Raw genomic sequence first — 11,698 nt, 5'->3', positions numbered from 1 at the left:
GCCATCGTCGCCTCGATGCACCTGGTCGGGCTGTCGATGCTGATGGCGCTGTACCGCATGCTGCGCGGCCCGACCCTGCCCGACCGCATCCTCGCCCTGGACACCCTGTTCGTGGCCGCGATCGCGCAGCTGATGCTGTTCGGCATGTGGCTGGGCACGGCGGTGTATTTCGAGGCGGCCCTGGTCATCGCCATGCTCGGCTTCGTCGGCACGGTGGTGCTGAGCAAGTACGTACTGCGCCGGGACATCGTCGAATGAGCTGGGTCTTCGCCATCGTCCTGGTCCTGCTGCTGGCGGCCGGCTGCTTCTTCATCGTGCTCGGCTCGCTGGGCCTGGTGAAGCTGTCGGAGTTCTTCAAGCGCCTGCACGCCCCCACCAAGGCCAGCACGCTGGGCGTGGGCTGCGTGCTGGCCGCCTCGCTGGGCTACCACGCGCTCAACGGCACCGACCCGCAGCCGCGCGAACTGCTGATCACCGCGTTCCTGTTCATCACCGCGCCGATCAGCGCGCACCTGATGGCCAAGGCGGCGCTGTCGCTGCACATGGCCGAGCGGCCGCCGCAGCCGGACACCGACGCGGCCGACGACACCAGCCGCGAGGCCAGCTGAGCTGGCAAACCCCCGGCTTCCGTCAGAGGAACAGCAGCAGTTCCACCGCCACCCACGTCGCGAAGGCCAGGCACAGCACCGCGCCCTCCTGGCGACTGATGCGGTGGTCGCCGCGCAGCAGCGGGTAGACCAGCAGCGCCAGCACCAGCACCGCCGGCAGTTCGAACTTCACGAACGAGGCCGGCAGCGCCAGCGGGTGGACGGCGGCCATGCCGCCGACGATGGCGAGGGTGTTGAACAGGCTGGAGCCGATCACGAAGCCGGCGACCATGTCGCCATGGCCGCGCCGCGCAGCGCCGATCGCCGCGGCGATCTCCGGCAGCGCGGTGCCGATCGCCACCGGCAGCAGGCCGACCATCAGCGGGCTCATGCCCCAGCCTTCGCCCAGGCGCAAGCCGCCGGACACCACCGCGCGCGCGCCGAAGTACAGCAGCACCAGCGCGATCAGCAGACGCAGCAGGTTCAGGGCCAGGCCGGTGCGGGTGGCGGCATGTGCGGCGATGCCGGACTGCACTGCCTCCGGCTCGCGACGCCCGCTGCGCAGCAGGAAGCCGGTGCTGGCGAGGAAGCCCAGCAGCAGGACGGTGCCTTCCCAGCGGCTGAGATGGCCGTCCAGGCCGAACAGCATCACCGCCAGCGAGGCGGCCGCCAGCAGCAACAGCAGCGGCCCGAGCATCCGCGCGCGCAGCAGCAGCGGCGCGGCCAGCGCGGCCAGGCCCAGGGTCAGGCCGAGGTTGACGATGTTGCTGCCCACCGCATTGCCCAGCGCCAGGTGCGGCTGCTGCTCGTGGACCGCGCGCAGGTTCACCGCCAGCTCCGGGACCGAGGTGCCGAAGGCGACCAGCAGCAGGCCGGCGACGAACGGCCGCACGCCGAAATGCTGCGCCAGCCCGGACAGGCCCTTGACCGCCGAATCGCCACCCAGCGCCAGTCCGAGCAGGCCCAGCGCGAACAATCCCAGTGCTTCCGCCATTGCCGCTTCTCCCTGGACCGCTTCCTGGGCCCCCGCGATCCTAGCCGCGCAGGACGGGGCGGTCGATCCCGGCGCTCAGCCGCAGCCTTCCACGTAGTCGACCTGCGGCGGCAGGCCGACCCGCCAGGAGCGGACCACGCCGGCCGCGTCGGTGGCGAAGACCAGCACCGCCTCGCCGTCGCCGGTCACGCGCAGGGTGCGCGCGCCTTCCACGTACTTGTGCAGCTGCTCCTCGACCCGGCCCGGATACAGCGCGGCCACCGCCGCGGCGTCCATGCCGACGCGGCCGCCACCGGGCGCGGCCAGCGCGGGGTCGTCCACGTCCATGCGCACGAAGCGCCCGCCTTCGAACATGAAGGCCTGGCCGAAGCTCTCGGCGCGATCGGTGTCGGTGAACAGGTAGTGGCAGGCTTCCGCGTCGGTGGCGTCCGGGCCGCCCTGCAACGGTCGGCCCCAGCCGTCGCGCAGCGCCTGCGCATCGGCGCCCAGCGGCGCCGGCAGGCCGGCGGCCAGGTCGGTCGTCGCCAGCGCACCGGCGGCATGCGGCGCGGTCGCCGGCGGGATGTCCTCGGCCGGCTCGTCCGCGGCATCCAGGTCGGCCTCCACGCCCGCCGCTGCCGGTTCGCCGGCCGGCGGGCGCGAGCACCCGCCGAGCAGCAGGACCAGCACCAGCAGGCCGGCCAGGGATCTGCAGAGGGCCATCGTTTCCCCGAACGTGGTTTGGTCGGGTGAAAGGCTGACGAAAACCGCGTCAAGGCCGGGCGAAGGCCGCGGCGGGCGCGACCGCCCGCCCGCTACGGCCGGTGTGCTCAGGGCTTGCGGAAGTGCTTCTGCAGCCCGTGCCAGCATTCCTGGTAGCGGCGCTGGCGGTGACCGGCGTCGAGCGCCTGCGCGGTCGGACGGATCACGCCGCGGGTCTCGAACATGAAGGCCATGGTGTCCGCGATCACGTCCGGCTTCGACAGGTCCGCCGCCGACGCCTTCTCGAAGGTCGCCGCGTCCGGGCCATGCCCGCTCATGCAGTTGTGCAGCGAACAGCCGCCGGGGAGGAATCCCTCGGCCTTGGCATCGTAGGCACCGTGGACCAGGCCCATGAACTCGCTGGCCACGTTGCGGTGGAACCACGGCGGGCGGAACGTGTGCTGCGCCACCAGCCAGCGCGGCGGGAAGATCGCGAAGTCCACGTTCGCCGTGCCCGGGGTGTCGCTGGGACCGGTGAGCACGGTGAAGATCGACGGATCCGGGTGGTCGTAGCTGATCGAGCCGATGGTGTTGAAGCGGCGCAGGTCGTAGCGGTACGGCGCGTAGTTGCCATGCCAGCCGACCACGTCCAGCGGGCTGTGGCCGATGTCGGCGCGCCACAGGTGGCCCTGGAACTTGGCGACCAGCTCGAACCGGCCCTCGATGTCCTCGTACGCGGCCACCGGCGTCTCGAAGTCGCGCGGGTTGGCCAGGCCGTTGGCGCCGATCGGGCCCAGGTCGGGCAGGCGCAACGGCGCGCCGAAGTTCTCCAGCACGTAGCCGCGCGAAGGGCCGTCCGGCAGCTCCACGCGGAAGCGCACGCCGCGCGGCACCACCGCGATCTGCTGCGGCTCGATCTCCAGCACGCCCATCTCGGTGGCGATGCGCAGGCGGCCCAGCTGCGGCACCAGCATCAGCTCGCCGTCGGCGTTGTAGAAGTAGCGCCCGTCCATGTCGCGGTCGGCCGCGTACAGGTGGATGCCGACGCCGGCCTGCGCCGCCGGCGAACCGTTGCCGGCCATGGTGTACAGGCCTTCCACGAAGTCGGCCGGCTGCGACGGCAGCGGCAGCGGGTCCCAGCGCAGCTGGTCCGGCGGCACCGGGCCGTGGCCGAAGTCGTTGTGGAAGGTCGCCTGCGCGAACGGCGAGAAGCTGCCGTGCATCACCGCCGGGCGGATCCGGTACAGCCAGCTGCGCCGGTTCTGCCCGCGCGGCGCGGTGAACGCGCTGCCGGACAGCTGCTCGGCGTACAGCCCGTGCGCCACCCGCTGCGGCGAGTTCTGCCCGACCGGCAGCGTCCCCGCCACCGCCTCGGTGGCGAACTCGTTGCCGAAACCGCTCATGTAGGTCAGTTCATTCATCGTCGTTCGCCTTTTTCCTCAACTCCCCTCTCCCGCCGGGAGAGGGGCCGGGGGAGAGGGCCGGTTCCCTGGTTGCGTTCCAGATCGCATCAAGTACGAGGTCTGCCTGTCCGAGCACCTCACGCCCCCAGAACCGCAGCACCCTCCAGCCACCCGCTTCCAGATACTCCGTCCTCGCCGCATCGACTCCAGGCCAGTGTTGCGAGCCATCCACTTCGACTACCAACCGCTTCTCCACGCAGCAGAAGTCGGCGATGGCGGCGGAACCGGATGCTGGCGCCGGAACTTCAAGCCGTCGAAGCGGCCGGCACGCAGGTAACTCCACAGCTTCAGTTCGGCCTCCGTCTGCCCGCTTCGCATCTGCCGGGCGTGGCGGAGGAGAACTGTGGGGAGGGGAGGTTTCGAGGTCGCCATGACCCCTACCCTCTCCCCTACCCCCGCTTCGCGCCCCGGCCCTCGCGCCAGCGCGAGGGCGCTCGGGTGAGCGCGGAGCGGTGCTCCGCAAACGCTACCCCTCGCCCCGGTGGGAGAGGGGAATTGCTCGCAGTCCCGTCAGAGAACCCCGCGGCGCATCTGGTCGCGCTCGATGCTTTCGAACAGGGCCTGGAAGTTGCCCTCGCCGAAGCCCTGGTTGCCCTTGCGCTGGATGATCTCGAAGAAGATCGGGCCGATCGCGTTCTGGGTGAAGATCTGCAGCAGCTTGCGCTTCTTGGTCTCCGGGTCGGCGTCGATCAGGATGCGGTTCCTGCGCAGGCGCTCCAGGTCCTCGCCGTGCTCGGGGATACGCTGGTCGATCACCTCGAAGTAGGTGTCCGGCGTGTCGAGGAAGTCGACGCCGGCCTCGCGCATCTGCTCCACCGTCTCGTAGATGTCGTCGGTGAAGCAGGCCACGTGCTGGATGCCTTCGCCGTGGTACGCGTCCAGGTACTCGTTGATCTGCGACTTCGGGTCGGAGGATTCGTTGAGCGGGATGCGGACCATGCCGTCCGGCGCGGTCATCGCCTTGGACAGCAGGCCGGTCTTGGCGCCCTTGATGTCGAAGTAGCGGATCTCGCGGAAGTTGAACAGCCGCTCGTAGTAATCCGCCCACTTGGCCATGTTGCCCTGGTACAGGTTGTGGGTCAGGTGGTCGATGAAGGTCAGGCCGAAACCCTTCGGCATCAGCTCCACGCCCGGCACGTAGTCGTAGTCCGGATCATGGATGGTGCCCTTGTCGTCGTAGCGGTCGACCAGGTACAGCATGCAGCCGCCGATGCCCTTGATCACCGGCGCGGCGACGGCCTTGGTCAGCTCCTCTTCCGGCGAGAACGGCTCGGCGCCGTTCCTGAGGGTCTGGGTGCGGACCCAGTCGGCCAGCTTCTTCACCCGGATGGCGAAGCCGCAGGCGCTGGGGCCGTGCTCGGCGGCGAAGCGCGCGGCGAACGAATCCGGGTCCTCGTTGACCAGGAAGGTACAGTCACCCTGGCGGTAGGTGCTGATCGCGCGGGTCTTGTGGCGCGCGACCTGGACGAAGCCGAGCTTGCGGAAATAGTCGTGCAGCAGGTGGCCCTGGCCCTGCGGTGCGGCAAACTCGACGAACTCGAAGCCGTCGATGCCCATCGGGTTCTCGAACAGCCCGGTGGGGGCGTCAGCGCCCAGGCCGGCGGGGGAGGTGTGGAGGACTTGCGATTGCGCGGTCATGATGGCTTCCTGAACACCCCGCCGGGGAAGCGGGGCTCTCTCGAAACCCCCTTTATAGTTACGTCTGCAACCATAAGCAAGGTGCCCTGCCGCAATGTCTGCTTCCAATGCTCCTGACACCGCGCCTGCGGGCGCCTCCGGCCATGCGGAACTGGCGCTGGAGAACTTCCTTCCGTACCGGTTGAGCGTGCTGTCCAACCGGGTCAGCCAGACCATCGCCGACCTCTACCAGAAGCGTTTCGGCCTGGCGATCACCGAATGGCGGGTGATGGCCGTGCTCGGCCGCTTCCCGGACCTGTCGGCCAACGAGGTCGCCGAGCGCACCGCGATGGACAAGGTCGCGGTCAGCCGCGCGGTGGCGCGCCTGCTCGAACGCGGGCTGATCAAGCGCGAGATCCACAGCGACGACCGCCGCCGCTCGGTGCTTGCGCTTTCGGACGTGGGCTACACCGTCTACGACGAGGTCGCGCCGCTGGCGCTGGCCTGCGAGCAGCGGTTGATCGCCACCCTCGACGCCGAGGAACGCGCCACCCTCGACCGGCTGCTGCAGAAGCTGTCCGGACCCGGCCTGGCGGCGCTGCGCGACGGCACCTGAGCCGCCGCGCGGCGGACCCGGTCCGCAAAAGGAAACGGCGCCACTGACGGCGCCGTTTCTTCATCCACCGACTGCAGGCTCCGGCGCTTCGGGTTCTTCGGGCTCTTCGGGTGGCGTCCATTCCTCGAGGAAGGCGCGGATCTTCCGCCGGTCCGGCTTGCCCTTGCGCAGCAGCTCGCCCTCGCCGCCGGACTGCTCGTGCAGCACCTGGGCGTCGGCATCCAGCACCAGCAGGTGCGGGGCCGGCGCTGCGGCGCTGCCCGGATAGCGGGCGAGGAATTCCGCATTTCCCGCCGCGCTGCGGTCGACCTTGACCCAGATGAAGCCGGCATCGCGCAGGTGGCGCAGCGGCGCCTCGCCCTCGATGGTCTCGTCCAGCGCCGCGCATTCGCCGCAGCTGGCGTCGCCCAGTTCCAGCACGATGCGCCGGTTGCCGCGCTTGGCCTCGACCTTGGCGGTCTCCAGGTCGTTGGCGGCACTGCGGCCGGGATCGAAGGCCGCGCCGAGCGCCGCGATCGCCGCGATATCGGCCGCCGCGCGCGTGTTGCCCGAGGCGACCCGCTCGCGGGTATCGGCGACCGGCGGCTTCTGCGGCGTGGTGTCCACCGGCAGCGGCGGCCCCGACGGCGGCGGCGGTTCCTGGCCGCTGCACGCGGCCAGGAACGCCACGACCAGGGCCGCCGGGAGCATCGCGCGGACGCCCGCCACCATTCTTACTTCACCCCGTGCATGAGCTTCTGGATCAGCGGCGCGATCAGGAACAGCAGCACGCCGGCGCCCAGCAGCGCCCAGAAGCCGAAGGTGTAGCCGGCCAGCGCCGACTCGGTGGTCATGCCGCCCTCGCCGCTGACGCTGGAGGCGAAGATGCCCGACAGGTTGTTGCCGATGGCGATCGACAGGAACCAGCCACCCATGGCCAGGCCGGTCAGCTTGGCCGGGGCCAGCTTGGTGGTCATCGACAGGCCGATCGGCGACAGGCACAGCTCGCCCACCGACTGGATGACGTAGACCATGAACAGCGTCCAGAACGGGATCTTCAGGGTTTCCGGGTCGACCAGGCTGGACAGGGCGAACATCAGCAGCAGGAAGGCCAGGCCGTTGAAGATCAGGCCCAGGCCGAACTTGCGCGGGATCGACGGATTGGCGCGGCCCATCGCCACCCACAGCCAGGCCAGTACCGGCGCCAGGGTGATGATCGCGATCGAGTTGACCGACTGGAACCAGCCGACCGGGAAGATCCAGCCGCCGAAGTCGCGGTCGACGATGTTCTGGGCGAGGAAGTTGAACGAACTGCCGGCCTGTTCGAAGAACATCCAGAACAGCACGTTGAAGCCGAAGATGATCAGCATCGCGATCACCATGTCGCGCTGCACCTTGCCCTCGCGGATGCCCTCGACCAGCAGCATGATCGCCGGGGCGACGAACAGCGCGATCAGGATCCAGTTCAGCACGCCCGCGTCGATGGTCAGCAGCGAGTAGTACACCGGGATCGCCACGAACGCGCCGACGATCACCATCGCCACGCGGCCCAGGCCGGTGGCTTCGGCCGGTGGCGCGCCGATGCCCTTGAGCTGGGCGCGGCCGAACCAGAACCACAGCAGGCTGAACAGCATGCCGATGCCCGAGGCGATGAACACCACCTTGTAGGCCGGCAGCTCCGGGGTGCCGCCGAACATGCGCTCGGCCAGCCAGCCGGTCAGGATCGGGGCGATGAAGGCACCGAGGTTGATGCCCATGTAGAAGATGGTGAAGCCCGAGTCGCGACGCTCGTCGCCGGTCGCGTAGAGCTTGCCGACCATGGTCGAGATGATCGGCTTGAACAGGCCGTTGCCGACGATGATCGTGGCCAGGCCCAGCTTCAGCATGGCCTCGCTCGGCGCCATGATCATGAACAGGCCGAGCGACATGAAGGCCGCGCCGACCAGGATCGAGCGCTGGTAGCCGATGAGCTTGTCGGCCACGTAGCCGCCGAAGATCGCCGCCGCGTACACCAGCGCCAGGTAGGCGCCGTACAGCTCGCTGGCCGGGGCCTCGCCCCTGGCGTCGCCGCTGTAGAACTGGGCCACGATGTACAGGACCAGCGCCCAGCGCATGCCGTAGAACGCGAAGCGCTCCCAGAACTCGGTCATGAACAGCATCCACAGCGGACGCGGGTGGCCCATGACCTGGGCGAACTCGGGGATGGTCGGGTTGTGCGGCGGTGCCGCGACCTTGGGCTCGACGACGTCGGCGCTCATGGAATTCCTTGTGGCTTCGATACTGGCGGGGCGACCCGCGGGGTCGGGCGAGCATCCCCGACGCGGCGCCGTGCGTCAATGCGGAAGCGCCTCCCGCAGCGCGGCGGCCACGTGTTTTCCCCTTGGATTCCAGCCACTTGCCTGCGCCAGACCAGGCGGCGCGGGCCGCGTTCAGCCCGGCCCGATGCTGGTCCGGACCGCGAAAAGCTCGGGGAAAAACGTCAGTTCCAGCGCGCCACGCAGGAAACCCACGCCGCTGGAACCGCCGGTGCCGCGCTTGAAGCCGATGATCCGCATCACCGTGCGCATGTGGCGGAAGCGCCACAGCTGGAACTGGGTCTCCAGGTCGACCAGGTCCTCGCACAGCGAGTATTCGCGCCAGTAGCGGTCGGTGTCCTGGTAGATCCGTTCGAACACCGGCAGCAGCGCCGGATCGGAGACATGGGCCATCGTCCAGTCGCGCGAGCCGTCCAGGTACTTCGCCGGGATCGCATGGCCGAAACGGGCCAGGTAGCGCAGGAACTCCTCGTACAGGCTCGGCGCCTCCAGCTCGGCGCGCAGCGCCGCCTGCCCTTCCGGGTCGTGGGCGAACACCTTGACCATGTCCGGGTTCTTGTTGCCCAGCAGGAACTCGATGGCGCGGTACTGCAGCGACTGGAAGCCCGAGGACGGCCCCAGCAGGTCGCGGAAGCCCATGTACTCCGAGGGCGTCATCGTCTCCAGCACCGACCACTGCTCGACCAGCTGGCGCAGCACCTGCTTGCCGCGGGCCATGACCTTGCGGCTCTGCCAGACCTGGTCGCCGCGCAGGAACACCCGCGCCGCCTGCAGCTCGTGCATGAGCAGCTTCAGCCAAAGCTCCGAGACCTGGTGCTGGATGATGAACAGCATCTCGTCGTGGTGCGACGGGTCCGACAGCGGCCGCTGCGCGGACAGCAGGCGGTCCAGCTGCAGGTAGCCGGAGTAGGTCATCCGCCCTTCCAGGTCGGTGTGGATGCCCGGTTCGAGGGGACGCTGGTTCTTGTCCAGGCTCATCGGCAGGAGTCGCGTGGTGGGCCGCAGAGGGTAACCCAGCGGCCCGCGCGGCCGGCCTGCCACCGTTGTCATGCCTGAACGGGCACGCGCATGGCCCGCGCAAGTCCGCGGAACACAAGGGTTGTTGCAGCGCAGGGCGGGTTTTCGGACGCTATTCCGTACCATGTGTAACTTTCCCGTATGCAGTTCGCACCCCCGGTGACGCACGCGATGACCCTCGCCGCCAGTTTCGAAATCCAGTACCTCCGCTACCTCGGCCCGGACGGCACGCCGGTCCAGGAATTCCCCCCTGCCCTGCGCGACCCGGCGGCGCTGCTGCCGCTGTTCAAGCAGATGCTGTACGTGCGCCATTTCGACACCAAGGCCGTGGCGCTGCAGCGCACCGGCAAGCTCGGCACCTACGCCTCCTGCCTGGGCCACGAGGCCACCCACGTCGGCATCGGCGCGGCCATGGCCGAGGACGACGTCTACGCCCCCAGCTACCGCGAGTACGGCACGCTGTTCATGCGTGGCGTGCGCCCGCGCGAGGTCCTGCTCTACTGGGGCGGCGACGAGCGCGGCAACGACTTCCAGGAAGGCGGCGCGCGCCACGACTTCCCGTTCTGCGTGCCGATCTCGACCCAGTGCCTGCACGCGGCCGGCGCCGCGCTGTCGTTCAAGCTGCGCGGCCAGCCGAACGTGGCCGTGGCCACCTGCGGCGACGGCGGCACCTCCAAGACCGACTTCTATGCCGCGCTCAACTCCGCCGGCGCCTACCAGCTGCCGCTGGTGCTGGGCGTGGTCAACAACGGCTGGGCCATCTCGGTGCCGCGCTCGGCGCAGACCGGCGCGCAGACCCTCGCGCAGAAGGGCCTGGCCGGCGGCCTGCACTGCCTGCAGGTGGACGGCAACGACCTGGTCGCGGTGCTCGAGGGCATGCGCCAGGCCACCGAACGTGCGCGTAACGGCGAAGGTGGCACCGTTATCGAATTCATGACCTACCGCCTGTCCGACCACACCACCGCCGACGACGCCCGCCGCTACCGCGACGAGGCCGAGGTCAAGGCCGCCTGGCAGGAGGAGCCGATCGCGCGCCTGCGCACCTGGCTCACCGCGCAGGGCGCGTGGAGCGAGGCCGAGGAAGCGGCCTGGAAGGAAGAGTGCGACCGCCTGATCGCCATCGAGGTGGACGCCTACCTGGCGACGCCGGTGCAGCCGGTGGAAGCCATGTTCGACTACCTGTACGCGGATCCGCCGCCGGAGCTGCTGGCCCAGCGCGCTGCCGCGATGGCCCTTGAACAGCGAGCCCTGGAGCAGCGCCATGGATGACATCCGCAGCCACCACCGCGACACCCAGGCCAGCCCGATCGATACTGGCCTCGGCCACGACCGTGGAGCCCAGCCGATGACCGCCACGCCCACCGCCGCGCCGATCACCCTGATCGAGGCCATCACCCAGGCGCTGGCCTGGGAACTGGAACACGACCCGTCGGTGCTGGTGCTGGGCGAGGACGTGGGCGTCAACGGCGGCGTGTTCCGCGCCACCGCCGGCCTGCAGCAGAAGTTCGGCCCGCAGCGCGTGCTCGACACGCCGCTGGACGAGACCACCATCGCCGGCCTGTCGGTCGGCCTGGCCGCGCAGGGCATGAAGCCGGTGGCCGAGGCGCAGTTCGACGGCTTCGTCTACCCGATGGTCGACCACCTGGTCTGCCACGCCGCGCGCCTGCGCAACCGCACCCGCGGCCGCCTGCACTGCCCGATGGTGCTGCGCGTGCCGTGGGGCGGCGGCATCCGCGCGCCGGAACACCACAGCGAAGCCAACGAGGCGATCTTCACCAACGTCCCGGGCCTGCGCGTGGTCATGCCGTCCTCGCCGCAGCGCGCCTACGGCCTGCTGCTGGCCGCGATCCGCGAGCCGGACCCGGTCATCTACATGGAGCCGAAGCGGATCTACCGCCAGTACAAGGAAGTGGTCGCCAACGACGGCGAGGCGCTGCCGCTGGACGTGTGCTTCGTGCTGCGCGACGGCACCGACGTGACCCTGGTCGCCTGGGGCGCGCAGGTGAAGGAAGCGCTGGAAGCCGCCGACGCCCTGGCGAAGGAAGGCATCAGCGCCGAGGTCATCGACGTGGCCACGCTGCGTCCGCTGGACTTCGACACCATCGCCGAGTCGGTCTCGCGCACCGGCCGCTGCGTGATCGTGCAGGAAGCCCCGCGCACCGCCGGCTTCGGCGCCGAGATCGCCGCGCGCCTGGCCGAGCAGTCGATGTACGACCTGGTCGCGCCGGTCGAGCGCGTCACCGGCTACGACACGCACATCCCGCTGTTCCGGCTGGAAATGAAGTACCTGCCGAGCGTGGATCGCATCGTCGCCGCCGCGCGCCGCGCGGTCGCGCACGGCTGATCCCTCCGGTGCCGCGGCTCCGGCCGCGGTACCTTTGAACCCGACCTGCCGGCGCGGCGCCTTCGCCGCGCCCGCCCAGACCTGC

Annotated in this window: 14 protein-coding genes; 5 read left to right on the top strand and 9 right to left on the bottom strand. The window is 69.8% G+C overall.

What is annotated here, in order from left to right; all coding sequences use genetic code 11:
* The first annotated feature begins 15 nt into the window (after positions 1-15).
* The gene (locus tag M503_RS0105950) at positions 16-258 is read left to right on the top strand and encodes a K+/H+ antiporter subunit F (RefSeq protein ID WP_231472333.1); all 243 of its coding nucleotides are present in this window, start codon (positions 16-18) and stop codon (positions 256-258) included.
* Positions 255-608 carry a Na+/H+ antiporter subunit G gene (locus M503_RS0105945; protein WP_028919405.1) on the top strand — a complete coding sequence of 118 codons (354 nt, stop codon included), beginning with the start codon at positions 255-257 and terminating at the stop codon, positions 606-608. Before M503_RS0105950 ends, M503_RS0105945 begins: the two co-directional genes overlap by 4 nt.
* Before the next feature lie 22 nt (positions 609-630).
* Here M503_RS0105945 and M503_RS0105940 read toward each other — a convergent pair whose 3' ends face one another.
* From M503_RS0105940 to hppD, 6 genes are all read right to left on the bottom strand, one after another.
* Entirely contained in the window at positions 631-1,581 is a 951-nt protein-coding gene (locus tag M503_RS0105940; protein WP_028919404.1) for a sodium:calcium antiporter, read from the bottom strand.
* Between the two features lie 75 nt (positions 1,582-1,656).
* Entirely contained in the window at positions 1,657-2,283 is a 627-nt protein-coding gene (locus M503_RS0105935) for a hypothetical protein (RefSeq protein WP_051414313.1), read from the bottom strand.
* 107 nt (positions 2,284-2,390) lie between these two features.
* A complete protein-coding gene (gene hmgA, locus M503_RS0105930; RefSeq protein WP_037060639.1) occupies positions 2,391-3,683 on the bottom strand; it encodes a homogentisate 1,2-dioxygenase in 1,293 nt (430 codons plus the stop codon).
* Positions 3,676-3,897, bottom strand: coding sequence for an endonuclease domain-containing protein (locus M503_RS17935; RefSeq protein ID WP_331280017.1), 222 nt, complete (start codon positions 3,895-3,897; stop codon positions 3,676-3,678). The genes hmgA and M503_RS17935 overlap by 8 nt, the downstream gene beginning before the upstream one ends.
* Before the next feature lie 5 nt (positions 3,898-3,902).
* Positions 3,903-4,043, bottom strand: coding sequence for a DUF559 domain-containing protein (locus M503_RS17930; RefSeq protein WP_331280016.1), 141 nt, complete (start codon positions 4,041-4,043; stop codon positions 3,903-3,905).
* A gap of 192 nt (positions 4,044-4,235) precedes the next feature.
* On the bottom strand, positions 4,236-5,282 hold the full coding sequence (gene hppD / locus M503_RS0105925; protein ID WP_231472332.1) for a 4-hydroxyphenylpyruvate dioxygenase: 1,047 nt from the start codon (positions 5,280-5,282) through the stop codon (positions 4,236-4,238).
* A gap of 175 nt (positions 5,283-5,457) precedes the next feature.
* Between hppD and M503_RS0105920 the strand changes: the two genes are divergently transcribed.
* A complete protein-coding gene (locus tag M503_RS0105920) occupies positions 5,458-5,958 on the top strand; it encodes a MarR family winged helix-turn-helix transcriptional regulator (protein WP_024868712.1) in 501 nt (166 codons plus the stop codon).
* A 60-nt stretch (positions 5,959-6,018) separates the two neighbouring features.
* On the opposite strand, the gene M503_RS15780 is transcribed toward M503_RS0105920, so the two are convergent.
* From M503_RS15780 to M503_RS0105905, 3 genes are all read right to left on the bottom strand, one after another.
* The gene (locus M503_RS15780) at positions 6,019-6,669 is read right to left on the bottom strand and encodes a thioredoxin family protein (RefSeq protein WP_051414311.1); all 651 of its coding nucleotides are present in this window, start codon (positions 6,667-6,669) and stop codon (positions 6,019-6,021) included.
* Between the two features lie 2 nt (positions 6,670-6,671).
* Positions 6,672-8,195 carry a peptide MFS transporter gene (locus tag M503_RS0105910; RefSeq protein ID WP_028919400.1) on the bottom strand — a complete coding sequence of 508 codons (1,524 nt, stop codon included), beginning with the start codon at positions 8,193-8,195 and terminating at the stop codon, positions 6,672-6,674.
* A 171-nt stretch (positions 8,196-8,366) separates the two neighbouring features.
* Positions 8,367-9,230: a tryptophan 2,3-dioxygenase gene (locus M503_RS0105905; RefSeq protein ID WP_028919399.1), complete on the bottom strand. Its 864-nt coding sequence runs from the start codon at positions 9,228-9,230 to the stop codon at positions 8,367-8,369.
* A 210-nt stretch (positions 9,231-9,440) separates the two neighbouring features.
* Here M503_RS0105905 and pdhA point away from each other — a divergent pair, with 210 nt between their 5' ends.
* Both pdhA and M503_RS0105895 read left to right on the top strand, forming a co-directional pair.
* The gene (gene pdhA / locus M503_RS0105900) at positions 9,441-10,538 is read left to right on the top strand and encodes a pyruvate dehydrogenase (acetyl-transferring) E1 component subunit alpha (RefSeq protein WP_024868716.1); all 1,098 of its coding nucleotides are present in this window, start codon (positions 9,441-9,443) and stop codon (positions 10,536-10,538) included.
* Between the two features lie 76 nt (positions 10,539-10,614).
* Complete coding sequence (locus M503_RS0105895; RefSeq protein ID WP_155951976.1) at positions 10,615-11,613, top strand: alpha-ketoacid dehydrogenase subunit beta; 999 nt, start codon at positions 10,615-10,617, stop codon at positions 11,611-11,613.
* Positions 11,614-11,698 lie beyond the last annotated feature (85 nt).

The sequence above is a fragment of the Pseudoxanthomonas suwonensis J47 genome, from assembly GCF_000513955.1.
GTDB classification, from domain to species: Bacteria; Pseudomonadota; Gammaproteobacteria; order Xanthomonadales; family Xanthomonadaceae; genus Pseudoxanthomonas; species Pseudoxanthomonas suwonensis_C.
The sequence above is the reverse complement of the archived record's forward strand: the minus strand, read 5'-3'. Positions and strand labels throughout refer to the sequence as shown.